The sequence below is a fragment of the Marinobacter daqiaonensis genome (assembly GCF_900115285.1).
GTDB lineage: Bacteria > Pseudomonadota > Gammaproteobacteria > Pseudomonadales > Oleiphilaceae > Marinobacter > Marinobacter daqiaonensis.
Genome location: NZ_FOYW01000001.1, coordinates 2,586,512 through 2,612,601, shown reverse-complemented (window position 1 = coordinate 2,612,601; position 26,090 = coordinate 2,586,512). Strand labels below are relative to the sequence as shown.

Annotated in this window: 22 protein-coding genes; 15 read left to right on the top strand and 7 right to left on the bottom strand. The window is 62.1% G+C overall.

Translation table 11 applies throughout. The annotated features are described in order from the left end of the window. Positions 1–53: 53 nt before the first annotated feature. The gene (locus BM346_RS11920) at positions 54–707 is read left to right on the top strand and encodes a peroxiredoxin (RefSeq protein WP_092013675.1); all 654 of its coding nucleotides are present in this window, start codon (positions 54–56) and stop codon (positions 705–707) included. Positions 708–816: 109 nt separating this feature from the next. On the opposite strand, the gene BM346_RS11915 is transcribed toward BM346_RS11920, so the two are convergent. From BM346_RS11915 to BM346_RS11905, 3 genes are all read right to left on the bottom strand, one after another. After that, the gene (locus BM346_RS11915; RefSeq protein WP_092012654.1) at positions 817–1,599 is read right to left on the bottom strand and encodes a MetQ/NlpA family ABC transporter substrate-binding protein; all 783 of its coding nucleotides are present in this window, start codon (positions 1,597–1,599) and stop codon (positions 817–819) included. A 110-nt stretch (positions 1,600–1,709) separates the two neighbouring features. Further along, a complete protein-coding gene (locus BM346_RS11910) occupies positions 1,710–2,375 on the bottom strand; it encodes a methionine ABC transporter permease (protein WP_092012652.1) in 666 nt (221 codons plus the stop codon). Beyond that, complete coding sequence (locus BM346_RS11905) at positions 2,375–3,382, bottom strand: methionine ABC transporter ATP-binding protein (RefSeq protein WP_092012649.1); 1,008 nt, start codon at positions 3,380–3,382, stop codon at positions 2,375–2,377. The genes BM346_RS11910 and BM346_RS11905 overlap by 1 nt, the downstream gene beginning before the upstream one ends. Before the next feature lie 200 nt (positions 3,383–3,582). On the opposite strand from BM346_RS11905, the gene BM346_RS11900 reads away from it, so the two are divergent. Further along, a complete protein-coding gene (locus tag BM346_RS11900) occupies positions 3,583–5,004 on the top strand; it encodes an HDOD domain-containing protein (RefSeq protein WP_092012646.1) in 1,422 nt (473 codons plus the stop codon). A gap of 157 nt (positions 5,005–5,161) precedes the next feature. On the opposite strand, the gene BM346_RS11895 is transcribed toward BM346_RS11900, so the two are convergent. After that, a complete protein-coding gene (locus BM346_RS11895) occupies positions 5,162–5,743 on the bottom strand; it encodes a hypothetical protein (protein WP_092012643.1) in 582 nt (193 codons plus the stop codon). A 164-nt stretch (positions 5,744–5,907) separates the two neighbouring features. Beyond that, positions 5,908–7,398 (bottom strand): amidase, encoded by a 1,491-nt coding sequence (locus BM346_RS11890; protein ID WP_092012640.1) that lies wholly within the window; start codon positions 7,396–7,398, stop codon positions 5,908–5,910. A 138-nt stretch (positions 7,399–7,536) separates the two neighbouring features. Between BM346_RS11890 and BM346_RS11885 the strand changes: the two genes are divergently transcribed. After that, the gene (locus tag BM346_RS11885) at positions 7,537–8,661 is read left to right on the top strand and encodes a lytic transglycosylase domain-containing protein (RefSeq protein WP_227662804.1); all 1,125 of its coding nucleotides are present in this window, start codon (positions 7,537–7,539) and stop codon (positions 8,659–8,661) included. 25 nt (positions 8,662–8,686) lie between these two features. Further along, on the top strand, positions 8,687–9,448 hold the full coding sequence (locus BM346_RS11880) for a sulfite exporter TauE/SafE family protein (protein WP_227662805.1): 762 nt from the start codon (positions 8,687–8,689) through the stop codon (positions 9,446–9,448). A gap of 18 nt (positions 9,449–9,466) precedes the next feature. Here the strand turns inward: BM346_RS11880 and BM346_RS11875 are convergent, their stop codons facing one another. Then, positions 9,467–11,431: a sensor domain-containing diguanylate cyclase gene (locus tag BM346_RS11875; RefSeq protein ID WP_092012635.1), complete on the bottom strand. Its 1,965-nt coding sequence runs from the start codon at positions 11,429–11,431 to the stop codon at positions 9,467–9,469. Between the two features lie 186 nt (positions 11,432–11,617). Between BM346_RS11875 and BM346_RS11870 the strand changes: the two genes are divergently transcribed. Genes BM346_RS11870 through BM346_RS11850 form a run of 5 tightly spaced genes read left to right on the top strand, consistent with a single transcriptional unit; the run spans position 11,618 to position 14,685 of the window. Next, positions 11,618–12,379 (top strand): MotA/TolQ/ExbB proton channel family protein, encoded by a 762-nt coding sequence (locus tag BM346_RS11870; RefSeq protein ID WP_092012631.1) that lies wholly within the window; start codon positions 11,618–11,620, stop codon positions 12,377–12,379. Beyond that, complete coding sequence (locus BM346_RS11865) at positions 12,366–12,773, top strand: ExbD/TolR family protein (protein ID WP_092012628.1); 408 nt, start codon at positions 12,366–12,368, stop codon at positions 12,771–12,773. Before BM346_RS11870 ends, BM346_RS11865 begins: the two co-directional genes overlap by 14 nt. A 1-nt stretch (position 12,774) precedes the next feature. Then, positions 12,775–13,185 carry an ExbD/TolR family protein gene (locus BM346_RS11860; RefSeq protein ID WP_092012625.1) on the top strand — a complete coding sequence of 137 codons (411 nt, stop codon included), beginning with the start codon at positions 12,775–12,777 and terminating at the stop codon, positions 13,183–13,185. Next, positions 13,182–13,943: a TonB family protein gene (locus tag BM346_RS11855; protein WP_092012622.1), complete on the top strand. Its 762-nt coding sequence runs from the start codon at positions 13,182–13,184 to the stop codon at positions 13,941–13,943. The genes BM346_RS11860 and BM346_RS11855 overlap by 4 nt, the downstream gene beginning before the upstream one ends. Before the next feature lie 43 nt (positions 13,944–13,986). Continuing rightward, positions 13,987–14,685, top strand: coding sequence for a hypothetical protein (locus BM346_RS11850; protein WP_227662807.1), 699 nt, complete (start codon positions 13,987–13,989; stop codon positions 14,683–14,685). A 44-nt stretch (positions 14,686–14,729) separates the two neighbouring features. Here BM346_RS11850 and BM346_RS11845 read toward each other — a convergent pair whose 3' ends face one another. Continuing rightward, the gene (locus BM346_RS11845) at positions 14,730–17,393 is read right to left on the bottom strand and encodes a nitrate reductase (RefSeq protein ID WP_092012619.1); all 2,664 of its coding nucleotides are present in this window, start codon (positions 17,391–17,393) and stop codon (positions 14,730–14,732) included. A gap of 561 nt (positions 17,394–17,954) precedes the next feature. Here BM346_RS11845 and BM346_RS11840 point away from each other — a divergent pair. From BM346_RS11840 to nirD, 6 genes are all read left to right on the top strand, one after another. Beyond that, positions 17,955–19,316, top strand: a complete 1,362-nt coding sequence (locus BM346_RS11840) for a CmpA/NrtA family ABC transporter substrate-binding protein (protein WP_092012616.1) — start codon at positions 17,955–17,957, stop codon at positions 19,314–19,316. 120 nt (positions 19,317–19,436) lie between these two features. Beyond that, complete coding sequence (locus BM346_RS11835; protein ID WP_228704334.1) at positions 19,437–20,375, top strand: ABC transporter permease; 939 nt, start codon at positions 19,437–19,439, stop codon at positions 20,373–20,375. A 195-nt stretch (positions 20,376–20,570) separates the two neighbouring features. Beyond that, complete coding sequence (locus BM346_RS11830; RefSeq protein WP_406812891.1) at positions 20,571–21,416, top strand: ABC transporter ATP-binding protein; 846 nt, start codon at positions 20,571–20,573, stop codon at positions 21,414–21,416. A 313-nt stretch (positions 21,417–21,729) separates the two neighbouring features. Further along, the gene (locus BM346_RS11825; protein ID WP_092012607.1) at positions 21,730–22,950 is read left to right on the top strand and encodes an NAD(P)/FAD-dependent oxidoreductase; all 1,221 of its coding nucleotides are present in this window, start codon (positions 21,730–21,732) and stop codon (positions 22,948–22,950) included. 30 nt (positions 22,951–22,980) lie between these two features. Continuing rightward, positions 22,981–25,488: a nitrite reductase large subunit NirB gene (gene nirB, locus BM346_RS11820; RefSeq protein WP_092012604.1), complete on the top strand. Its 2,508-nt coding sequence runs from the start codon at positions 22,981–22,983 to the stop codon at positions 25,486–25,488. A 71-nt stretch (positions 25,489–25,559) separates the two neighbouring features. Beyond that, positions 25,560–25,928 carry a nitrite reductase small subunit NirD gene (gene nirD, locus BM346_RS11815; RefSeq protein ID WP_092012601.1) on the top strand — a complete coding sequence of 123 codons (369 nt, stop codon included), beginning with the start codon at positions 25,560–25,562 and terminating at the stop codon, positions 25,926–25,928. Positions 25,929–26,090 lie beyond the last annotated feature (162 nt).

Genomic DNA, 26,090 nt, shown 5'->3' with positions numbered 1-26,090 from the left:
CGTACCCTGCAGACACGCTGCAGGCGGCGGCACCGAGAATGGAGGAAGACGATATGAGTTTACATCTAGGCGATACTGCACCGGACTTCGAGCAGGATTCCAGTGAAGGCACCATTCGCTTCCATGAATGGCTTGGCGATGGCTGGGGGGTCCTCTTCTCCCACCCCGCGGACTTCACCCCGGTGTGCACCACCGAGCTGGGTCTGACCGCCAAGCTCAAGGACGAATTCGCCAAGCGCAATGTCAAGGCGATTGCCCTGAGCGTGGACCCTGTGGACTCACACAATGAGTGGATCCACGACATCAACGAAACCCAGGGCTGCACCGTGAACTTCCCCATCATTGCGGACCACGACCGCAAGGTGGCGGAGCTGTACGACATGATCCACCCCAATGCCAGCAGCACCCTGACGGTCCGCTCCCTGTTCGTGATCGACCCGAACAAGAAGATCCGCCTGATGATCACTTATCCGGCGAGCACGGGGCGCAACTTCAACGAGGTACTGCGGGTGATCGACTCACTGCAGCTCACCGACGTCCACAAGGTGGCCACCCCGGGCAACTGGGAGCGCGGCGATGATGTGGTCATCGTACCGTCGCTGCAGGACGAGGAAGAAATCAAAGAGCGCTTCCCGAAAGGCTACAAGGCGGTCAAATCCTATCTGCGCATGACCCCGGACCCCAAGTCCAACTGGTCCGGCGAGTAGGCGCCGCTCGTTGTCGTGGCATCGGTGGGGCCGTGCCCTGCCGCCAACCACAAAAAAGCCGGGCTGGTTTTCACCAGCCCGGCTTTTTTGTGAAAGGGCTAAACCGGCTTCAGAATGCCGGAACCACCGCACCTTCATACTTCTCAAGGATGAATTCCCTCACTTCCTCTGAGGTGAGGACATCCGCCAGCTTCTGCATGGCCTCGGAGTCCTTGTTATCCGGACGGGCCACCAGGATGTTGACGTAGGGTGAATTGGAACCCTCGATCACCAGAGCGTCCTCACTGGGGTTCAGGCCTGCCTCGAGGGCATAGTTGGTGTTGATCAGGGCCAGATCCACCTGGTTCAGGACACGGGGCAGCGTCGCCGCCTCCAGCTCGCGGAACTTGAGGTCCTTGGGGTTCTCGGCGATATCCCTTGGTGTCGCGGTGATCTTGCTTTCTTCCTTCAGTTTGATCAGGCCCGCGTCCTGCAGCAGCAGGAGAGCACGGCCACCGTTGGTGGGATCGTTCGGAATCGCAACCGTGGCGCCTTTTTTCAGCGCATCCAGTGAATCCACCTTCTGGGAATAGGCACCGAACGGCTCGATGTGAACGCCGGTCACGGTGACCAGATCGGTACCACGGCCATCATTGAACTCATCCAGATACGGCTGGTGCTGGAAGAAGTTGGCGTCCATCCGCTTCTGGTCCACCTGGATATTCGGCTGGATGTAATCGGTGAACACCCGGATCTCCAGATCAACACCCTGCTTTTCCAGCATGGGCTCCACAAACTCCAGGATTTCCGCGTGGGGAACGGGCGTCGCCGCCACGGACAGGGTTTCCTCCGCCTGGGCCGAGGAAAAAGCCGCGAATGCGGCCAGGCCAATCAGGGTTTTCTTGAAAGTCATCAACATAACTCCTTGGTTCTAAAAATTACGTTACAGAGGGCAGCACTCAAGTCAGAGCCGCTCGGGTCGGCGGCCGGCACCTCGTCCGAAGTCATTCACCGCAGAAAACATCACTTGCGGCTAAAATAAAGCACCAGCCGGTCCCCCAGCATCTGCAGCATCTGCACAAAAATCACCAACAGCGCCACAGTAATCACCATCACGTCTGTCTGGAACCGTTGATAACCGAAACGAATCGCCAGATCACCCAGACCGCCGCCGCCAACGACACCTGACATGGCGGCATAGGAAACCAGGGTAATGGCAGTCACCGTGATACCGGCGATGATACCCGGCAGCGCCTCCGGCAACAGCGCCCCGAGGACAATCTGGCGAATATTGGCGCCCATCGCCTGGGTCGCCTCGATAATGCCCCGGTCCACCTCCCGCAGGGAGGTCTCCACCAGCCGCGCGAAGAAAGGGGCGCCACCGGCCACCAGGGGGGGAATCGCCCCGATCACCCCCAGTGAAGTGCCCACAAGGACCACCGTCACCGGGATCATCACAATCAGCAGAATGATGAACGGAACCGAACGCAGCACGTTCACAATGAAAGACAGAATGCCGTAGGCCACCTTCTGCTCCAGCAGCTGCCGCTTGCCGGTCAGAAACAGCAGGACCCCGACCGGGAGCCCCACCAGCACACTGAACAGCAGCGACAGGCCCACCATCACCAGAGTTTCCCAGCTGGCCCAGCCGATTTCGCTCCAGTCCACATTACCCAGCAGAGCTTCCATCAGCGCAGCACCTCCACGTGAACATCCGCGGCGTCAAATTCCGCCATGGCCCGGTCCAGGTCACCACCCACCAGCGAAAGGGTCAGCTGGCCGTAGGGGGTGTCCTTGATATGGTCGATCCGACCGGAGAGAATACTGAAGTCCACCCCCGAACTGCGGGCCACATGGCCCAGCAACGGCTGATAGGTGCTTTCCCCCCGGAACGTCAGCCGCAGGATCCGGCCCGGGGCGTGGGCCAGGTCCTCTCTCATCTCCTCCCGGTCGATATTCTCGCTCTCAAAAACGAAATCCCGTGTGGTGGCATGCTCCGGGTGAAGGAACACGTCCGTTACCGGCCCCATCTCCACCACGCGTCCGCCATCCATGACCGCCACCCGGTCACAGATTCGCCGCACCACGTCCATTTCGTGGGTGATCAGTACAATGGTCAGCCCCAGTTCCCGGTTGATGTCCGCCAGCAGCCGCAATACCGACTGGGTGGTCTGCGGATCAAGGGCGCTGGTGGCTTCGTCACAGAGCAGAATGGTGGGGCGACAGGCCAGAGCGCGGGCAATGCCAACCCGCTGTTTCTGCCCTCCGGAGAGCTGGGAAGGGTACTTGTTGCCCTGGTCAGTGAGACTGACCAGGGCCAGCAGTTCGGCTACCCGTTCCCGGATCTGTTGTTTCGAGTAGATTCCCGCGAGCTTCATGGGAAAGGCGATGTTGTCCGCCACGGTACGGGAGGAAAGCAGATTGAAGTGCTGGAATATCATTCCCACCCTGCGGCGGAAGGCCCGCAGTTCCGCCGCATCGTAATGGGTGACGTTTTCTCCGTCCACCAGCACCCGCCCATTGGTGGGCCGTTCCAGCAGATTGATCAGACGCACCAGGGTCGACTTGCCGGCACCGGAGTGGCCGACAATACCAAACACCTCGCCGGTTTCAATGGTCAGGCTGGTGGAATGCAATGCGGGGATCGCCCGGCCACCCACCTGGTAGGATTTCTGGACCTGGTCAAGCTCAATCACACGTCACAAACCTTGAGTGAGACTTTCGCCAACGCCTTGTGAGCGTGACACGAAAAGGCGCTGATTATAGCGCAATCGCCAGCCAAACCCGAATGTTCGATTTTGTTTCCCCGAGCGGCTTGTGGCGGCGGGATTCGGCAAGTGTAGTATGATGATTCAGTGTCCACATCCATCAGATCACCAGGGAGGCAAAGCTCACTTTGGACTCGCCAGACGGTTCCAGCGCACGAATAAACTCGACCCAGGCCTGGGTTGCCTATCTCAGCCGGGTGGAGCTGCCCGTGCTGGCCAACACCCTGCGGCGCATCAACGAACTGACCGAGAGCAGCAGCAGCACGGTGAACGAGCTGGCCGAGGTGATCATCAATGACGCCCAGCTCACCTCCCAGGTGCTGCGCCTGTCCAACACGGTGTTCTACAACCAGACCCGGGTGCAGGTCAGCACTGTCAGCCGGGCCATTACCCTGATCGGATTTGATTCCGTCAAGTCCATGGCGATTTCGTCACTGATCGTCGACTCGCTCCTCAAGCGAAGCTCAAGACCCCACCTGCTGACGTGCCTGGCCCGTGCCATCCATGCCGCCGTGCAGGCACGCAGCCTGCTGCCCAAGCGGAACGAACAGGCCCTTGAGGAGGTGTTCATCGGTGCCCTGCTGATGAACATCGGCGAGCTGGCGTTCTGGTCCTGCGATACCGAACAGGCGGCGGAGCTGGAGCAACGGTTACGGGACGGCGTGCCGCCGGTGGAAGCCCAGAAAGCCGTGCTCCACAGCACCTTTGCCGAGATCACCCGCGGGCTGGCTGAGGCCTGGGCCCTGGGGCCGTTCATCCGCGATGTGGTTTCCTCCAACCGGGCCGGCTCCCAGGCCAGTCAACTGGCGAGAAACTCGGTCAGCATGGCGGAACTGGCGGAAAAGGGCTGGCGTACGCCGGAAATGGATTCGCTGATGGAGCGTATCGGCCGGGACCTTGGCGAATCCCCTGCCGTGATCCGGGACCAGGCCAGACTGAACGCCACGGAAGCGGGCAAGGTCGCGGTCTCCCTCGGCATTCCCCAGGTACAGGCACTGATGCCGGGTGCCGAGGGCACGGTGGAGCCGCCGGCTCCACCGGATATCGACGCCGAGCTGCAACTCCGGATCCTTCGGGAACTGGCCCAGAGCCTGACCGAGAAGCCCGAACTCAATACCGTCATCCAGCTGGTCATGGAGGGAATTCAGCGGGGGATCGGTTTCAGGCGTGTGGGTCTGCTGATGTCCGACCGGGACGGCCGCAATCTCGTTCTGCGCAAGTGCGCCGGGCCGGATACCGAGGGCTGGCGCGAGCACTTTGCCGTTGCCCGGGACGGCAGCGGTACACTGGGAAGCCTGCTACCCCACGGCAGTTGCGCCATCTATTATCCACCGAAGCAGGCCAGGGAGCTGCCGTTCGACCCCTGGCTCGGCCGGGTGCCGGCGCTGACCGGCCCCATCATGGCCAATGGCCGCATGCTCGGCATGTTTTACGCTGACTTCGGCGCCAACGCCAGCGAACCGGGCCAGGAACACCTGCACGCTTTCAGCCACTTCGTCCAGCATGCACAGCTATGCCTCAGCCTGATATCCAGTGCCCCGTCCGGGTAATCATCTGACCCACTGCTTGCCGCTGGCAACACAGGTCCAGAGTCGCTGCCGGCAAGCCCTTGAGGGGCTCAGCGGGTTAACGAATTATCCGTACGGGACACTATTCAGGGGGAAAACGGATTGAGCCTTTCCCGGCACAGCCGGGAAAGGGTTTTGGTCAATGGAGTGCTCGCATCTGCCTGGGGTAGAGCGCGGCACTGACTTCCGGCTCTTCCAGAAGATCCGCCAGCTCGCGGTCCACCTCAGTTTCCTCCCCCTCGTCCGGCAAGGGTTCGAACAGCGTGTTCAGCCAGGAAGTGACCGACGGAGCTTCCTCCCGCTCGTACTCATTGGACAGGGCACCGATGGTGCGAAAGCCGATGATGCGCTGGTGGCGGGGATCGCGGATCTGCTCGAACCCACGCCAGTAAATCCTGTCACGGGTGTGGAGCTGGACAAAGAGCGTGTCGATGGGCTCCGCGCCTTCATCTTTCTCTTTCTCCGCCTCCGGTGACCGGTGACGGATGGTGGTCCACGCCGGATACAGCAGGGCCACGGCGTCTGCCTCGACATGTTCCCGGGCTGCGCGCAGGATCAGCGCCCACCGGGCCTTGTCGGCATCGGTTTCAAGGGAGTTGATGGGAAGGTCGTAGCTTTGTTCGCTGGACAGAACGATGGCCATGATCGGCGCATCCAGTTCCCCCATGGCCTCGGCCTGAGCTACAGACACCAGTTCTTCGATTGCCATCGGTTGGTTCATGGTACTCGCCTCCTCGATGCCATCAGCAAGGGGAGCCCGATCGGGATGACCGGTCTCCGTAGGTACAGAGGGCGGTGAAGCCATGCCATCTCTGTTACTGACAGCATAGCCTGTTCCGACCTTAAAAATAAACGTGGGTTTTGTGGGAGCGGATCACAACTTGCTCAACGGTCCTCGCTGGCTTCCCACAGGCTCTCGTAGCGGCCATACCAGGGGCTGGCCTCCTCGAGCTGGGCCGCCAGCTGCAGTAACAGGCCCTCGCCACCGTGCGCGGCACCGAACTGCACTCCCACCGGCAGTCCCTGGGGACTCCAGCAGACCGGCACCGAGATGGCCGGGGTACCGGTAAGATTCGCCAACTGGGTGAACGGCGTGCGTGCCAGGCTTTCCATCGCCAGCTGGTCCACCATCCCGGTCCGGTGCAATACCGCGCCAGCACGAACCTTGACCAGCAACGTCGACAGAAGTTTCATCGCCGGTGGCATATCCAGCTCGCCGATCCGGGCCGGCGGCTGGGCAGTGGTGGGACACAGATAGAGGTCATGACGTCCGAAGAACCCCCCGGTGGCCCGGGCAAAGTCGTTCCACCGCTGGCGCATGCGCACGTAATCGGGCAGGGGGAAGCTTCGCCCCAGCATCGCCAGCACCCTGGTATCCAGCTCGAAATCGTCCCTGTCGGCGCCGCCTTCCAGTGCCTGCTGCACGAACGCCGATACCTCGCCAAAGTAAATCCCCAGGTAACAGCGTGCCAGATCCTGGCCGTCGACGGCCGGTTCCGCTTCCTCGATCACATGGCCGAGGGACTCCAGCATCCGGGCCGCCTCCTGAACCGCCGCCACACAGTCCGGGTGCACATCACCGCCATAGGGCGACCGGGTAAACATACCGATCCGGAGTCTGCCCGGGGACAGGCTGGCGATGTCTTTCCAGGGCAGGTCCGGCCGCTCGATGCGGAACGGGTCACCCACCGCCGGTCCGGCAAGGGCGTCGAGCAATGCCGCCGTGTCACGCACGGTCCGGGTGACGACATGGTTCTCGGCCGCACCGAGCCAGCTCTCGCCGGTCTCGGGCCCCCAGGGAATCCGGCCGCGGGAAGGCTTGAGTCCCACCAGGCCGTTGTAGGCGGCGGGAATGCGGATCGAACCACCGCCATCGTTGGCCCCCGCCACCGGTACGATTCCGGCGGCAACGGCCGCACCGGAACCACCACTGGAACCTCCCGGCGTCAGTTCGGTATTCCAGGGATTGCGAGTGGGTCCCCAGAGCCTGGATTCGGTGACTGCCTTGAGACCGAATTCCGGTGTTGCCGTTCTGCCCAGAAAAACCAGCCCGGCATCCCGGGCCCGCCTGACGTATTCGGAATCCTGGGTCATTATCCGGTCGCGAAACCCCTGGCTGCCCATGGTGCACGGCTCACCGGCCTGCTCCTGCCCCAGGTCCTTCACCAGCATGGGCACCCCGGCCAGGGGTCCGTTGCCGGCAGGCTGCTGGCGTGCGGAGTCATACTGGGGCAGGCAGATCGCATTAAGACGGGGGTTAAGGGCTTCGGCCCGGCCTATGGCCGCTTCAACAACCTCATCCTGGGTAACATCACCCCGCCGGACCAGATCGGCCAGGCCGGTGGCATCGTATTGCAGATACTCGGAAGGTTTCATGGTATTAACCTGATTGTTATTGGGATTACTTTATGGTTTCAGGTATATCTAGGGAATCGGAAAGACACGTCCGCAAAGCCTCAGTCAACGACCCCGCTGTTTCGATTGTAGCAGGGGCAGGAGCACACGCCGACAAACATGACACACCGGCGAACAGCAACCACGATCCGCGGCCTGACGGCCGCTCTCTGCCTGCTTGTGGCGGGTTCACTGGCCAGGGCCGAGGCGGTTGCGCCAGTGGACGAATGGCAGGACATCATCCGCGCCGCTCCGTTCTGGAGCAGCCAGGGGGTATATGCCAACGTTCTGGACATCCGTCGCTGGGTACTGGAGGAATCCGGCTATTGCAGCGAGAGTGACCGACACCTGCTGTTTGACCATCGTGGCACATTCCTGGGTTACATCACCGACGGCCTGACCCGGGCGGCCACCCAGCAGCGCCTGAATTCCCTGCGCGCCACCCTGGCGGCTGACGGACGGGTGACCGGCTGGACCCCCGGTGACGCCGATACCGTAGGCTACCCCTTCGCCCTGGCGTGCGACCAACCCCACGCGAGACTGGAAATCGCCCGGGATCGGTACCTGGGCCGCAACCCCTCCGCACGACTGTGGGGACGCTGGGATGACCTTGACTTCGCCAGCGAGAACGCGCCGGGGAGCCTGCATGACGCACTGCTCCATGTCTACCAGACCCGCACGGATCAGCAAAGGCTCTCACTGCCGCCGGAACTCCCCCGTTACCTGGCCGGTATGCTGATGATCGAGAGTGGCGGCCGCAGTCGCGCCCACTCACCGGTCGGCGCCAAGGGCATCATGCAGCTGACGCCCCAGGTGCTGGCCGATTGTGGAGTCGCTCCACGCAATCACTGGCACCGGCTCGCGCAGCTCGACTGCGCCATGAAACTGATGGCCCAGAACGCCCGCATACTGGCCCCCACGGTCCAGGAGAAGTTCGGGCACCTGCCGGAGCCCAAGCGGGAGCGCCTGTTCACGCTCCTTCTGATCCAGGCCTATCACGGCGGTGCAACCCGGGTACTGAGGCTTCTTGAAGACGACGACCTGGGTCAGGCTGCCCGCTATTTCGCCGAATATCACGACCGCTTCGAGGCCGGGGATATCGCCTTCGGTATGGTTTTCCATAATCTCGGCAGGGACCGCCTGGGACTGGCCTCGTTGTACTATGTGGCGGACGTTGAACTGGCCACCCGGGCGCTTTGTAAAACCGAAGGCCTGGACCAGACCCGGTTCTGCCAGTCCCCGTGACCTGAAAACCGCGCCGGAAAACACCTTGATCTCGATCCTGCCGCCCGATCTGAGCCCCCACATCGCCATTCTGTTGCTGGCCTGCTCTGTCGCGACCTCCCTGATCACGGCAGCCCTGGGGGCGGGCGGCGGATTGCTGTTACTGGTGCTGATGGCCCTGTGGCTGCCACCGGCGGCCATCATTCCGGTCCACGGCATTATTCAGCTCGGCTCCAACGCCGGGCGCGCCGGCCTGACCTGGAGGCATGTGGACTGGCGGGTGATCGCCGCTTTCGCGCCGGGGGTTGCCCTGGGCGCGTTCGCCGGGGCCCTGGTGCTGGTTGAGCTGTCTCCCTGGGTATGGCAGCTGACCATTGCCCTGTTCGTGCTCTACCTTTGCTGGGGGCCGAAGCTTCCGGCCATGGCCCTGGGCCGTGGTGGCATCCTGTTGGCGTCAACGTTCACCAGTTTTATCAGTCTCTTCGTGGGTGCCACCGGCCCTCTGGTGGCTGCCTTCATCAAGCAGCTTCACCGGGACCGCCACAAAACCGTGGCCACTTTCGCCATGAGCATGTGCCTGCAGCACCTGCCCAAGGCCCTCGTATTCGGCCTGGCCGGTTTCGCTTTCAGGGAGTGGCTGGTTTTCCTGGTCGCCATGATTGCCTGCGGTTTCCTGGGCACCTGGCTCGGCCTGAGGGTCCTCGACCGGCTTGGCAATCTGACGTTCCACCGGGTGTTCAACGTACTGCTGACCCTGCTGGCGCTCCGGCTGCTCTGGCTCGTATGGCAGCAGCTGTCCGTCGCCTGAGTTGTGAGGCTCCGCCAGCTAATCCGATAAGGGTGAGGCAATCACCACCACCTGATTGCGCCCCCTGGCCTTGGCGGCGTATGCCGCCTCGTCGGCCCTTGCCATGGCTTCCCGGGGGCTGGCGTCTCCGGGGCTCAGATCCGACAGCCCGATACTGGCGGTCACTCCGAACTCCTGGCCATCGGCGGCCACGCGAAGCGCCTCTATGTTCCTGCGAATCTCCTCCGCCAGGACCAGTGCCCGCTCCAGGCCGCAGGCCGGTAGCAGTATGGCGAACTCATCCCCGCCCAGCCTGGCGATCACATCGGTTTTTCGCACCACCTGGCGCAAAGTCGCGGCGAGCCCCCGCAGCAACTCGTCTCCGGTCAGATGGCCGCCCCTGTCGTTGACCGGTTTGAAATGATCCAGGTCGATGAGCATCAGCACCGTCGGTGCTTCCAGCTCCCTGGCCTGGGCCAGCCACTTGACCAGTTCCGCAGAGAAGGCGCGACGGTTCATCAATGAAGTGAGGCTGTCGTGGGTGGCCTGCCAGGACAGATGCCGCTCCTGGCGGCGCCGTTCGCTGTCGTCGCGAACCACGAAGACCAGCCGCTCATCCGGTTCGCCGCGGCTGACGTGCAACATGGTGACTTCCACATCGAAAACACGGTCGTGCTCGTCCCGCAGCGCGCCGTCCATGCCATGAACCTCGTCACTGGACAGAAAGCGGTCGGCACCCCATTCTTCCCCCTCCGCCTCGAAGGAAAGCAGCTCGAACAGGACCAGTCCCTCAAGACGTCCGGCGCGGTTGAGAAACTCCTCGGCCCTCCGGTTGGCATAGCGGATCCTGCCTTCGGTGTCCGTCATCACCACCGCTTCGTGGAGTACACCGAGAATACTGGCACCCATCTCCTGCTCGGCCCGAAGCCGGGCCTCCACTTCATTGCGGTCAGCCATCACCCGGTTGAAGGCCTGCTCCAGCTCACGGATCTCCCGGTATCCACCCACATCCACCGGCTCTGGCCGAACCCCGAGATGGCGTTCCCGGATCTGCTCGGCGAGCTCGATCAGGGGATTGGTGTAGCGCCGGAAGGTATACCAGGCTACGGGCAGGAGAATGAGCAGGACGATCGCTATGGTCAGCAGGAGATCCTCCCGCAGCCGGTTGGCGGGGGCGAAGGCATCCTCGAGGGGCCAGCTGGCAAGGACAAACCAGGGTGCCATGTTCAGCTGCTGGACCGCCACCATGACTTCCACGCCCTGACGGTTCGTGGTCGTCCTGACACCTTCAAAGCCATCCATCGCCGCCATGGCCACGTCGTTGCCCGGAGACAGATCCCGGAAACCGGCGGAACGGCCTCCCTGTACCAGCATCTTGCCGGAACGGGTGCCCACACCAACATACCCATCGTGACCGATACGGGTGTTGGCCACTTCGCTCAGGAAGTTATGGGAAGTGAGCACAATCGTGCCGGCGAACACGCCAACCACACGACCATTGTGATTGAACACCGGCGCGGTCATGGCCACGGTCGGCAGCTTCCGGATATAGGACTCGAAAGGTTCGGAAATCACCGGCGTCAGACCCCGGTTCGTATCCTGGAAATAAGGTCGGGCCGACAGGTCGGTTCCGACCAGGCCTTCCACTTCCGGGTAGATCTCGAGCACGACGCCGCCTTCATCAAACAGGATCAGATTCTCGAACAGATGATGATAGGGTGACTGCCGCTCCATGATCAGGCCGGAGAACTGGCGAAAGGAGGTGGCATCCATGGTCATGGTGGCCGCCGCGCCGGTGAGGATATTGAAACGTTCAATCAGCTTGCGGTCCAGTTCGTAGGCGAGCAGCTCCGCCACCATCGCAACCTGGGTCCGGGCCTGCTGGCCGAGTTCCTGGCGACTCGCCGCCATGTTAAACATGCTCACAAACGCCACGGTCAGAATGATAACGGCGACAAAAATCGCAATGCCCCGGTTGGCCAGGCGATCAAACCACGCCCGCATGGGGAAGGTCTCCGTTTTTCTTCGCTCTCATGGGCAGCATCATGTCAGTCAGAACGCCCTGAACCAGAAAATGGATGTAATGTCAGTTTAACAGACAACCATCGCCTCAAGGGGATGGACGCCACTGGATTAACCTAATAAAAATTGTTATCGTTTGCGTTCACTTGACTTTCCAGAGTGGACGATATGCCTGAATCTACCCAGCTGGCCTCGCTGGATACCCCGCTCCAGTCCCTCATCGCCATGGGCGGCCCCGTGATGTATGTGCTGCTCGGGCTCGCCCTGGTGGGCACCCTGACCTTTTTCTACCTGGTGCTCACCGGTGCACTTTACGCCCCCCGTTCCGGCGGCCGGGTAAAGCAGGATGTGGCGAAGTGGAAACAGACCGGCGCCGAGAATCCGCCACCAGCACCCCGTGCCTTTTTCGCCCGTTGCAATCCCATGCATGAGCTGACACGTCGTGCCATGGTGGGTGTGGCCAACCGGGAACCACTGGGCGCGCTGCGGGAAACCGTGGCCCAGGGAGCCCAGAAAGCCCTGCAGCCTTTTGAGGCGCCCCTCAAGATTATCGAGGTGATTGCGGCTCTGGCGCCGTTACTCGGCCTGCTGGGTACGGTCATGGGCATGATGGAGGCTTTCAGCGCCATGGCCACCACAGAGGGACGGGCCAGCGCCAGCCAGCTCAGTGGCGGAATCTATGAAGCCCTGACCACCACCGCCGCCGGCCTGATCATCGCCATCCCCTTTGCCGCTATTGCCGCCTGGGTGGAATTCCGTCTGCGCCGGCTGAACAGCCAGATGAACGAACGCCTGCTGGATATCCTCAACGCCTCTCCGGCGGTTCAGTCACCCGTTGCCCAGCCGTCAGCACAGAACCGTTCAAGACCGGTGTCGGAAGCCGGTGGGGCGGCCTATACCGGGTCCCGGGTTGCCCATGCCACTGGTTAAACCCCGGCCTGCCCGTCCCATGCCCATCCGGATGACACCACTGATCGACGTGGTGTTCATCCTGCTGGTGTTCTTCATGGTCACCAGTTATCTGCTCCCCACCAGTTATCTGGAGCTTGAAAACGTAACCGCCGCCGGACGGGGCGAGGGCGGGACGCCGCTGCCGGAACTGCAACTCACGGCCGACGGCGATATTCAGTGGCAGAACCGGCGCTGGCAATCCGCAGAGCTGGCCACTGCGCTGTTACAGGCTGGTCATCAGGAGGTTCGGCTGGCTACCGATGGCGATGTGGCGCTGGATCGCTTCACCCGGACTCTGAGCTCCCTTGACAGCGCCGGCATCCGCACCCAGTGGAAGCGGACACCCCCCGACGAAGCAGCGACCACGCCCTGACATGACGCCATTGACACCAGAACCTTTCGAGGACCGCAAGACGCTTCTGGAACGGGTTGAAGACAGCCTGTTGCCGCTGATCAACCTGGTGTTCCTGCTGTTGATGTTTTTTATCGTCGCAGGTCAGCTGACCGACACAGCGATTCCGGAGTTGCCGGGCATGGCGAGCCCGGAAGCCGGAGAACAGCCCGAGGCGGACCTGGTGGTCAGCGCAGACGGTGCCTTCATGGTGGCCAACGAACCCGTTGCTCTTGATGCCCTGCCTGATACCCTGCCACAACCGCAGGACGATACGACCCTGCGTATCGCCGCCGCCTCCGGCACAGCCATGGACCAGCTGGAAGTTCTTTTTCGCACTCTGGAAGACGCCGGGTTCAGTGAGGTCATCCTGCTTACGGAGCCGGTGGAATGACCGCAACCGCCAGGGCCATCATCTTTACCATTTCGATTTTGCTGACCGGGCTGACACTGTTTCTGGTGCTTCCGGCGGCACCTGCCCTGGAACTTAAACCCGTGGGGAATGCGAGCACCACTACGCCGGCCCTGAAGATTCAGCTCGCGGGCGGCAATGTCGCCCCCCAGCCTTCCGAGGAACAAAACCAGCCCCCTGCACCGGAGCCAGAACCTGAGCCTGAGCCTGAGCCTGAGCCTGAGCCTGAGCCTGAGCCTGAGCCTGAGCCTGAGCCTGAGCCTGAGCCTGAGCCTGAGCCTGAAAAGGCTCCCGAACCGGAGCCCACACCGCAACCCGAACCGAAACCCGAACCTGGGCCCACCCCCCAGGCCACCGAAGCGGCGGCGAACGTCGACACACCGGAGCCGGATGCGGGGTCAGACCGCGAGACCCGTCGGGAACAGGTGCAGCTCAATGCGGGGGACGATGCGGATGTGGACAACTACCTTTCCGAGCTGCACCGGCACCTGTCACGCCATTACGACTATCCCCGCCGCGCGCGGCGTCTGCAGCAGGAAGGCACGCCGGTCATTCTGTTCCAGTTCGACCGGGACGGTAACCTGCTGGACTACCGGGTGAGAGACTCGTCCTCCCATCAACTGCTGGACCAGGCAGCCCTGGAGATGCTCGCCGCAGCGGAGCCCCTGCCGGATGTCCCCGAGGGGATGACCGGAAAGACATTTACCTATGCCCTGCCGGTGAGGTTTAATCTGAGGTAAACCATCTTCTCCTTCAGATCCCAATGGAGCCCGGATACCGGTAATGCCCGCCCTTCCAGAGACGTTCAACCAGATCGCACAGCTCATGTGCCAGGCTACCCACGAAGTGCTCTGGTCCGCCTACCGGGACGATCTTCGCTCCCGTCGTGCCCGGGCCCAGCTGGTGTGCCGGGTAGGCGGGGGCCGTGCCACCTATCACCGTTACGACCACCGTGACCAACGCCACCTGATCACCTTCGGTGTAAAAATGGTGGCCGCCAAGCAGGAAGCCCGCACCGCCGCCAACTGGTTGTCGACACGGGAGATTGTCGGTCGCGGGTATTTCGGGGGCGAAGTATCGGTACTGAATCTGCTGGCCCATACCTGCATCCACGAGTTTGCCCATCTTCTGCAGTTGCAAGGAGGCAAGCGTTACCACGGTTCCGTTCATAACCGCCACTTCTACCGGCTGCTGGATGAGCTGAATGGCAATGGCAGCGCCGGCCAGGTGCGGCGTTTTCTGGCGGACGCGGGCACCAGCGTGGGCATCGCCCTGGACACGGCTCCCATGGTCCTGCCGGCTCGCCAGGCCCAGGCCGCGCAATGGCAACGGGGTGATCACGTGGAATTCGGCGAGGGGCCCCAGGCACGGGAGGGCGTGATACTGCGAATCAACCGGAAGACCTGCACCGTGGAAGGTGCCGGGCTTTCCCGAGGACTGAGATTCCGCGTTCCCTTTGTGATGCTCAGAGCCGCCGCCTGACCGAAGGCGAATTCTGTCGCACGTCCCGTCAGAGCTCGGGAAGCTCAGGAAGGGATCGCGCAGGCCATGAGCGCCTTAAGCTCCGGGACACAGGATCCGCAATTGGTACCGCACTTCAGGGCCCGGCCCAGTGCCTCCACATCACCGGCACCAGAGCGGATTGCTGCCTCGATCTGGCGCTCTCCGACACCAAAACAGCTGCACACCACAGGGCCAACGTCCTTCACTTCCACGTCCCGGGCCGAAAGCAGGCCCCGTCGCTCACCCATGGACAGAACCCGTCCATCGAAGAGGCCGATGAGCCAGCCAGCATCCGGCAGCAGAGCCGCCTCCCGCTCCACCAGCAGGATGCCCTGCAACCGGCCCTCCACCAGCCGGGCCGCCCGATAGGTGCCGCGGGCGGCGTCTTCCAGCACCAGGTCGGGAGCACCGCCAAGCCAGCGGGCCACCTCACGGGGCCAGCTCACCGGGCCCGAGCCTGCCACCCACCAGCTGTCACAGTGGTCCTGTGGCACCCGACACCAGTAATCCGCCTGCCAGCCCCGGGGCGCGTTACCTGGCCGGATCAGGCGCCCATGCCACAGGGTCGTGATCCTCGTGAGGTGGACGACGCCGTACTTGGACTCGGGCTGGCCCGAAACCGGGTCGGTGACCGGGCGGATCAGGTCACTCGCCAGACCCGCCGGGGTGAATTGCCGGTTCCAGTGGATGGGCACAAACACCTCCCCCGGCCTCTGTCCGGGCTCGGAACGTACCTTCCCCACATACCCACCCATGCTCCCGGGACCTTCCAGACGGGCCAGATCGCCGGGGCTCAGCCCATAGCGGCGCGCATCCTCCGGATGTAGGTCGATAAAGGGCTCCTGGCGATGCTGGACCAGTCGGGATGAACGGGCTGTTCTTGTCATGGTGTGCCACTGGTCACGAATCCGCCCGGTGTTCACGATCATCGGCCACCGGAGATCGGGTTCGGCTTCCGGTAACCGGCCCTCAATGGGCACCAGGCAGGCCTTTCCATCCGGGGTACTGAACCGGCCATCGCCGAAAAGTCGGGCACGGCCGTGGGGATAATCGGTGGTGACCGGCCACTGGACCGGCTCCAGGGCTTCATAGCCCTCATCGGAAATCCCCGCCAGCGCCGACAGGCTGAACTGCCGCCCGGTAGAGCCGGCAATAGCCGACAACTGCGCGTGCTCCCGGAAAACCGACGCCACATCCGGCCAGGCGAAGGCATCACCATGGCCAAGCAGGCGTCCCACTTCCGCTAGCATCCACCAGTCCGCGCGAGCCTCACCGACGGCCGGCAGGAATCGCCGCTGGCGGGAAATACGGCGCTCGGAGTTGGTGACCGTGCCGTCCTTCTCTCCCCAGCCCTGGGCAGGCAACAGTATGTCCGCCAGGGCATTGGTATCTGTCAGGGCAATACAGTCGGAGGCGATCACCACGGGACAGGCCTTCAGCGCCTGCCGCACCAGGCCAGAGTCCGGCAGACTGACCGCCGGATTGGTACCCATTATCCAGAGCACCTTTATCCGTCCCTCGGACACGGCCCTGAACAGCTCGACCGCCTTGAGACCCGGACCCGGGGGGATTTGGCCCGTGCCCCAGAATTCGGCCACCTGTTCAGGGCCCCCGGGGGTGTCATAGTCCAGATGAGCGGCCAGGGTATTGGCAAGCCCGCCCACCTCCCGCCCTCCCATGGCATTGGGCTGACCGGTAAGGGAAAAAGGACTGGCGCCGGGCTTGCCCACCCGGCCCGTCGCCAGGTGGCAATTGATGATGGCATTGGCCTTGTCGGTGCCGGTAGAGCTCTGGTTCACTCCCTGGGAAAAGGCCGTGACCGTGCGTGGGTTCTCGGCGAACCAACGATAGAAACGAACCACGTCCTGCTCGGGCAGGTCGCACAGATCGGCCACTTTCGACGGCGCAAAACCGCTGACTCGAGCAGACGCCATTGCTTCCCCGAGGCCCCGGCAGTGGTTGCGCACATAATCCTGGTCAAGGGCGCCGGTATCGGCCAGCCAGACCAGCAAACCATTGAACAGGATGGCGTCAGAACCCGGCCTCAGTGCCAGATGAAGGTCCGCCAGTTCCGCGGTGGCCGTCCTCCGTGGATCGATGACCACAACCCGACGGCCCGGGCGGCCGGCCGCCTTCATCCGCTGGTAAAGCACCGGGTGATTCCAGGCGGCATTGCTGCCGGTCAGTACCAATAGATCCGCCAGCTCCAGATCTTCATAGCAGCCAGGCACCACGTCCTCGCCAAAGGCCCGTTTGTGGGCTGCCACCGCTGATGCCATGCAGAGCCGGGAATTGGTATCCACATGGGGTGTTCCGATAAAACCCTTGGCCAGTTTGTTGGCCACATAATAATCCTCGGTCAGCAGCTGACCCGAGAGATAGAACGCCACGGATTCCGGGCCATGGGCATCGACGGATGCCCTGATGGCGCCGGCCACCTCATCCAGCGCCCGTTCCCACGTCACCCGTCTGCCATGAAGCCGGGGATACATCATGTGCCCGTCGACAGCCGTGGTCTCATGAAGACTGGCCCCCTTCACACACAGGCGTCCGTAATTTGCCGGATGATCCTGGTCACCGGCTACCAGGGCCCCCGCGGACAGCGAACGGCCCGGTGCCACCACCCCGCAGCCAACGCCGCAATAGGGGCAGGTGGTTCGGCAAACAGGGTTGTCAGAATCAGTCATGGTGGCTCCGCTAACGTGATCAGGTAAAAGGCCTTTCCAAAGAGGACGGACCCTGACCAAAAAAGCCCGATGGTCCCTGTTACCGGATGGTTCAGAATGACCATCGGCGACGGGGACCATCGGGCTTCATTGCCAGTGTCTGCGCTCTGCCAGGAAACCTAGCAATAATGACGCCAGCGACCCGCCAGTATCGATAACGGCCATAGCTACCAGAGAGGCCCTATTTATTTCAGGGTGTTACAACCTCACTCCCGAAGGTCGGTGAGCACCGTACTTTCAAGCCATTGATGCACTCATCCGGGGCGTATCGCTCTTTTTTGCACGGTTATTTACACCTTCGACCCTGACTCCGCACCCCGAATAATTCTCATGGCTTTGTTTTCCGGGCAAAAATCTATATGGCACAGCAAATGCAAGTCTTAACACCAGGAAGGCAGCCGATGCCGGCATGTCCTCCGACACATTCTGACTGATCTGCAGACATTGGCGTCTGCTTCCCGGTGACGGGGGGCAGGCGTTTTTTTTGGCAAAGACTCCGGAAAACGCCTTGGGGGCAATCATATGAAACGGAAACTTCTCTTCGCACTGAGCCTGGTCCTTTCAACGGGACTCACGGGTCATGCAGGGGCCACGATCGGTCCGGCCGAAAGGCCGGACCTGAAGCTGGGCTTTATCAAGCTGACCGACATGGCTCCTCTGGCGGTTGCCTGGGAGCAGGGATTCTTCATGGATGAGGGCCTGTTTGTGGAACTCGAGGCCCAGGCCAACTGGAAGGTGCTGCTGGACCGGGTCATCACCGGCGAGCTGGACGGTGCCCATATGCTTGCTGGTCAGCCCCTGGGGGCCAGTATCGGCTACGGCACCCGGGCCGATGTGATCACCGCCTTCAGCATGGATCTCAACGGCAATGGCATTACCGTTTCCAATGATGTATGGGAGGTGATGAAGCCCCAGATTCCCGAAAATGAGAACGGCAGTCCCCGGCACCCCATCAGTGCCAGCACACTGAAACCCGTCGTCGAGCAATACCGCAACCAGGGCGAACGGTTCCGGATGGGTATGGTCTTCCCGGTTTCCACCCATAACTATGAGCTGCGCTACTGGCTGGCGGCCGGCGGCCTGAATCCCGGCTACTACGCACCGCAACGGGGGGATACCAGCGGCACGCTGGAGGCGGACGTACACCTGTCGGTCACTCCCCCGCCGCAGATGCCGGCAACACTGGAGGCAGGGACCATCCAGGGTTACTGCGTGGGCGAGCCCTGGAATCAGCAGGCCGTGTTCAAGGGTATTGGCGTGCCGGTGATTACTGACTATGAAATCTGGCCCAACAATCCGGAGAAGGTCTTCGGTGTAACACGGCAATGGGCGGAGAAAAATCCCAACACCCACCTTCGCATGCTGCGGGCACTGATCCGTGCCGCCCACTGGCTTGACGAGAACAACAACGCCAACCGCCAGGAAGCGGTGAAGCTGCTGTCCCGGCCCAACTACGTTGGAGCCGATGAAGAGGTGATCGCCAATTCCATGACCGGCACCTTTGAGTACGAGAAAGGCGATGTGCGCAAGGTGCCGGACTTCAATGTTTTCTTCCGCTACTACGCCACCTATCCCTATCCTTCGGACGCCATCTGGTATCTGAGCCAGATGCGTCGCTGGGGTCAGATTGCGGAAGCCAAACCGGATGACTGGTATCTGAAGACCGCAGAAGAGGTCTACCGCGCGGACATCTACCGGGAAGCCGCCCGCTCCCTCATTGAGGACGGAACCCTCCCCGCCGAAGACTTCCCGGACCTGGGGGCGGAAAACTTCCAGCGCCCTCACCAGGGTGAGCTGATTGATGGCGTGCCCTTCACCCCTCGCACGCCGAATGCCTACATCGACAGTTTCGAGATCGGCCTGAAGGGCGACGATACCCCCTGATCTGCGGCATCAGGCTATTTGCAGACGTCACTAGGGCACGTACAACGTGCATGGAGAAAGGTAATGAGCACCCTGAGCCAAACCGATACGCAAACAGGCCCTGGCCGGTGGCTGTCACTCATGGGAATCCTGTTTACGTGGCAGCGCCTGGCGAGTGCGGCGCAGCAGTTGTTGCTGCCGCTGGTCGGCATCCTGGTGTTCCTCGGGGCCTGGCACCTGGCCGCGCCTCAGGTGAATACCTCCCTGGGAGCGTTTCCGGGGCCTGCCGACGTGATGGAGCAGGCGGGCGCTCTCTGGCAGGAACACCAGAACCAACGTGATCGCGCGGAAAAATACGTCACCATGCAGGAGGAGCGAAACGCCCGCATCCTGTCAACGAACCCCGACGCGGAGGTCAGGATTCGCGCCTATCCCGGGGCACCCACCTTCATTGATCAGATCGGTACCAGCCTGGTTACGGTAGTGGCAGGCTTCTTCCTGGCCACGGTGATCGCGGTGCCCCTGGGTATCGTGATCGGCCTCAACCGCTACTTCAACGCGGCGATGAACCCACTGATCCAGATCTTCAAACCGGTATCGCCCCTGGCCTGGCTGCCCCTGGTCACCATGGTGGTGTCAGCCACCTACGTCAGTGACGACCCCATGTTCGAGAAGTCGTTCCTGACGTCGATGATCACGGTGACCCTGTGCAGCCTGTGGCCGACGCTGATCAATACCAGCTTCGGGGTGGCGGCGGTGAATCCGGATCTGGTGAATGTCTCCCGGGTGCTGCGGCTTTCCTTCTGGACCCATGTGCGCAAGGTGGTGCTGCCCTCGTCGATTCCGGCAATTTTCACCGGCCTGCGGGTGTCCCTGGGGATTGCCTGGATGGTGCTGATTGCCGCGGAGATGCTGTCGCAGAATCCCGGGCTGGGGAAATTCGTGTGGGATGAGTTCCAGAACGGCAGTAGCCAGTCCCTGAGCCGGATCATGGTGGCGGTGCTGGCTATCGGGTTTATCGGGTTCTTACTGGATCGCGGGATGTTGGTGGTTCAGCGGAAAGTGGCCTGGAACGAGTAGTTTATTGCTTTCTTCTGGAGTATGGCGCGCTGGCTGGGGCTGTGTCTTCCGGGACACGCCGTGAATACATCCGTGCAGGCTCGACGAAACCATCCCTGTTTTCGACGGTCCCGGAAGACACAGCCCCAGCCAGCGCTTCGCAACAATGGAGTGAATACCATGAGCAAATCACATTTGGAACTGACCGGTGTTCAGATGGCATTTGATACGCCGTCCGGACCTTTTATTGCACTGGACAACCTGAACCTGAAGATCGGCAAGGGGGAGTTTGTTTCCCTGATCGGGCACTCCGGCTGTGGCAAGTCCACGGTGCTGAACATCGTCGCTGGATTATTGGGTGCTACCAGGGGTGGCTGTGTGCTGGATGGGCATGAGGTGAATACGCCCGGGCCGGAGCGGGCGGTGGTGTTTCAGAATCATTCGCTGATGCCCTGGCTGACGGTCTACGAGAATGTGGAGCTGGCGGTGCAGCAGGTGTTCCGCAAGTCCATGAGCAAGCGGGAGCGCAAGGCGTGGATCCTTCACAACCTGGAACTGGTGCATATGGATCATGCCGCCAATAAACGCCCCGGGGAAATTTCCGGTGGTATGGCCCAGCGGGTGGGCATTGCCCGGGCCCTGGCCATGAAGCCCAGTGTACTGCTGATGGACGAGCCCTTCGGGGCACTGGATGCCCTTACCCGGGCCCACCTGCAGGACTCGTTAATGGAAATCCAGCAGGAGCTGAACAACACGGTGATCATGATCACCCACGATGTGGATGAGGCGGTGCTGCTGTCCGATCGAATCATCATGATGACCAATGGCCCCGCCGCAACCGTGGGTGAGGACCTGGCCATTGATCTGCCAAGACCAAGGAATCGTGTTGCCATGGCGGATAACCCCAGGTATCTACGCTACCGCCAGGCGGTATTGTCGTTCCTCTACGAGAAGCAGCGGTTCCCGGACAAGGCCGAGCGAAAGCCCTCCGCCGGGCAAAAGCAGGACTCAGGCAGCGAAGGCGAGGATGAGGGGCGCCAGGGCCTCCGGGCCATTGCCTGAGGGCGTGACGTTCGAAGAAGGTGCACAGAACCCCGGCCCTGAACCGAACTGGGGCAGGGCCAGCCCCGAAGAATCCCCAGGAACCGATTATAGGACTGAAATTAAAGGGTTTAATGATAATGGCACGGTAATCGCTTTAGCTCAGGTATGGATGAACGTCCCGGTCAAGGATCGACCGGACCATCATTGGTCAGGGACTCCCAGAACATCGTTGTTGGCATTGGCGCCGGACCATCGATTCCCCTTCGGGGGATAGGTGCTCCGGCTTTTTTTGTCTGGCGCGAACAATGTCCTTATCTGAAGGAGCAACGTCATGGCAACCGGAACACTGGTGATTTGCGGACACGGCATGGTGGCCCAGCGACTGCTGGAGCGACTCGTTGAAGGCGGTCATCCGTTTGAACGCATTGTGGTGCTCGGCGCCGAGTCCGGCCCGGCCTACAACCGGGTGTTGCTATCCTCGGTACTGGCCGGTGAGGCGACCGCCGACCAGATCCGGCTCAAGGACGCCGCCTGGTTTGAGCAGGCGGGTATCGAACGGTATTGCGGCGACGCCGTTGTCACGATCGATCGCGCTGCCAGGCAGGTGATTACCGGGTCGGAGCTGCGCTACGACTACGGCACCCTTGTGATTGCAACCGGGGCACGTCCAACTGAACTGGGCCTTGAAGGCGGGGACCTGGGGGGCACCCTGACCTTCCGTGACCTGCAGGACACCCGCCGCCTTATCGACCTGAGCCAGCGCTTTGGTCGTGCTGTGGTGATCGGTGGCGGCTTCCTGGGTCTGGAAGCGGCGGAGGGGCTCCGTTGCCGGGGTATGGCGGTGACCGTTCTCCATCGCAACCCCTGTCTTCTGAACCGTCAGCTCGATCCCACCGGCAGCAAGCTGCTGGCGAAGAGCCTTACTGAACGCGGCCTGAGCATCCGCACCGGCCGCGCGCCCGTGGCGCTACTGGGCAAGCGTTGCGTGCGGGCGGTCCGACTGGATGACGACACCCTGATCAGCACCGATCTGGTCATCACCGCTGCAGGGATAACACCCAACGCAGAGCTGGGCCGCGCCGCGGGGCTCCACTGTGGCAGGGGAATCCGCGTAAGCGACCGTTTACAGACCAGTGACCCCGACATCTTCGCCCTGGGAGAGTGCTGCGAGATCAACGGCCAGACCTTTGGTCTGGTGGACCCGGGTTATCAGCAGGCGGAGGTGCTGGCAGCGGTGCTCAGCGAGCGGGCCACTGGCCGACGCTTCCAGGCCGCCACCCAACCCACCCGGCTCAAGATCAGCGGCATTCCCATTTTCTCCTGCGGCCAGACCGACGATGACGGGCAAACCGAATCCATTGTCTGGCAGGACCACCAGAACAACCGCTACTGCCGGCTGCTGATCCACGACCGGCAACTGGTGGGGGCCGTGCTGTTCGGCGATACCACTGACGGCAACTGGTACGCGGAACAGATTCAGACACATAAAGACATCACCCCCTGGCGGGCCAACCTGGCCTTTGGTCGCGAGTACTGTGAGCAGGCCGCCTGAACACCAGGATACGAAAGAGAGGACAGTCCCATGAGCAATAAGACCCTGATCGTCATCGGCAACGGCATGGTTGGCCACCATTTCCTCGAGCAGTTCGTCGCATCGCCAGCGGCTGCCGGGTTCGACATCATCGTCTTCGGTGAGGAAAAGCAGCTGGCCTATGACCGGGTTCACCTGTCGGAATACTTCAGTGGATCCACCCATGCCGACCTGGCCATGGCCACGGCGGACTGGTATTCCGACAACCGCATCGACCTGCACCTGAACGAGCTGGTCACTGCAGTGGATCGGGAAAACCGGACGGTCACCACCCATAAAGGCACCTACCGTTACGATGAGCTGGTCCTGGCTACGGGCTCCTATCCCTTTGTGCCGCCCATTGAAGGGCGGGAAAATCCCAACTGCTTTGTTTATCGCACCCTGGACGATCTGGACGCGATCCGCGCCTGTTCCGATGGCGCCAGCACCGGCGTCGTGGTGGGTGGCGGTCTGCTGGGCCTGGAGGCGGCCAATGCCCTCAAGAGCCTGGGTCTGGATGCCCATGTGGTGGAGTTCGCTCCCCGTCTGATGCCAGTGCAGCTGGATGGGGACGGCGGTGCCCTGCTGCGTCGCAAGATCGAGGAACTGGGCGTGCAGGTGCATTCCGAGAAGGCCACCACCGCCATCGTCGATGGTGAGGAATCCCGCCTGCGTATGAACTTTGGCGACGATACCCACCTGGAAACCGACCTTATCGTATTCTCCGCCGGTATCCGGCCCCAGGATACCCTGGCCCGGTCCTGCGAACTGGAGACTGGCGAGCGCGGCGGCATCATCGTCAACAACCAGTGCACTACCTCGGACCCCCATATCCACGCCATCGGCGAGTGCGCCCTGTGGAACCAGCAGATCTTCGGCCTGGTGGCGCCGGGCTACACCATGGCCCGTACCCTGTCCGCCATTCTGAACGGCGACAGTGATGCCGCCTTTACCGGCGCCGACATGAGCACCAAGCTCAAGCTGCTGGGCGTGGACGTTGGTTCCATCGGCGATGCTCACGCCAGGACCCCGGGTGCCCGCAATATCCGTTTCAGCGACGAGAACGCGGGACACTACCGTCGCATGGTGATCAGTGCAGACGGCAAAAAGCTGCTCGGTGCCATCCTGGTGGGAGACAACAGCCACTACGACACCCTGCTGCAATACGCCCTCAACGGCATCGATCTGCCGGACAACCCGGAATCCCTGATCCTGCCGGAAAGCCAGGGCGGCGCCCCGGCCCTGGGGCCGGATGCCCTGCCGGACACAGCGCAGATCTGCTCCTGCCACAATGTCAGCAAGGGTGACATCTGCGGCGCCATTGACGCCGGCTGCTGCGACCTGGGCGCGGTCAAGGGTGAAACCAGGGCCAGCACCGGCTGCGGCGGCTGCACCGCGCTGCTCAAGACCGTGGTGGACAGCGAACTGGAGAAACGCGGCGTGGAAGTGAGCCGGGACCTCTGCGAGCACTTTGCCTACAGCCGCCAGGACCTGTTCAATATCGTCAAGGTGAACGGCATCCGCACCTTCCGCACCCTGATTCAACAGCATGGCCGGGGCCACGGCTGCGACATCTGCAAGCCCGCAGTGGCATCCATTCTCGCCACCTGCTGGAACGAGCACATCCTGACAACGGACCATGTGCCGCTGCAGGACACCAACGACACGTTCATGGCCAACATGCAGAAGAACGGCACCTACTCCATCGTGCCCCGGGTGCCGGGTGGGGAAATCACCCCTGACAAGCTGATCGTGCTGGGTGAAGTGGCCAGGGAGTACAACCTCTACACCAAGATTACCGGTGGCCAGCGGGTGGACCTGTTCGGCGCCACCCTGAGCGAACTGCCGGAGATCTGGGAAAAGCTCATCGCCGCCGGCTTCGAAACCGGTCACGCCTACGGCAAGTCCCTGCGAACCGTGAAGTCCTGCGTGGGCAACAGCTGGTGTCGGTACGGCGTGCAGGACAGCGTGGGCATGGCCATCTTCCTGGAGCACCGCTACAAGGGCCTGCGCTCACCCCACAAACTGAAGATGGCGGTATCCGGCTGTACCCGTGAATGCGCCGAGGCCCAGAGCAAGGACATCGGCGTGATCGCCACCGAGAACGGCTGGAACCTCTACGTCTGCGGCAACGGCGGCATGCGTCCGCGCCATGCCGACCTGTTCGCCACCGACCTGTCCGACGAGGGGCTGATCAGTACCATCGACCGGGTGCTGATGTTCTACGTCCGCACCGCCGACCGCCTGCAGCGCACCAGTGTGTGGATGGAGAACATGGAGGGGGGCCTGGCCTATCTGAAAAAGGTGGTTCTGGAGGACAGCCTGGGCATTGGCGAGGAGCTGGAGCAGCACATGGCGGATATCGTCAGCACCTACCAGTGCGAGTGGAAAACCGCCGTGGAGGATCCTGAGAAGCGCAAGCGCTTCCGGGAGTTCGTCAACGCACCGGAGAAGAAAGACCCTGTGCAGCAGTGGACTACCGAGCGGGATCAGCGCCGGCCCTTGTTGGAATCTGTCTGAGGCAGGGCCCACCACAACTCCCGGTTTGAACGAGCATCTGGATACTGATTAAAATAGTGAGGAGCCACACCATGAAAACCGCCAACCAATGGAACATCGTCTGCACCGTGGATGACCTGGTGCCAGAGTCCGGCATCGCCGTCTGGACTCCCGATGGCCCGGTCGCCATCTTCTATATTCCCTATAGGCTGCCGGCCCTGTTCGCCATCAGCCACACCGACCCGTTCAGTGGCACCAATGTGCTCGCCCGGGGCATCACCGGCGACCTGAAAGGGGAGCCGGTGGTGGCATCGCCGCTGTACAAGCAGCATTTCAGCCTGGTGACTGGCCAGTGCCTGGAAAATGAGGATGTGAAGGTGAAAACCTACCGTGTACTGCTGGATGGCAATGCGGTAAGGCTGGAAATCCGCACAGCCAGCTTCGAGGCTGTTGCGGCCTGATCCCGAAATATCGTCTCTGTCTGCAGATCAGAAAGATCCGCGCCGAGCTGATTGCAGATTCTTCTGGGAGGTCTTCCGGCCAGCCCGGCCGGAGGCGGAGCCGGGGGTTCGTTTCTGTAGGGAATCGTTGTCTGAGCGTAGCGAGTTTTCGATTGCCCGGAA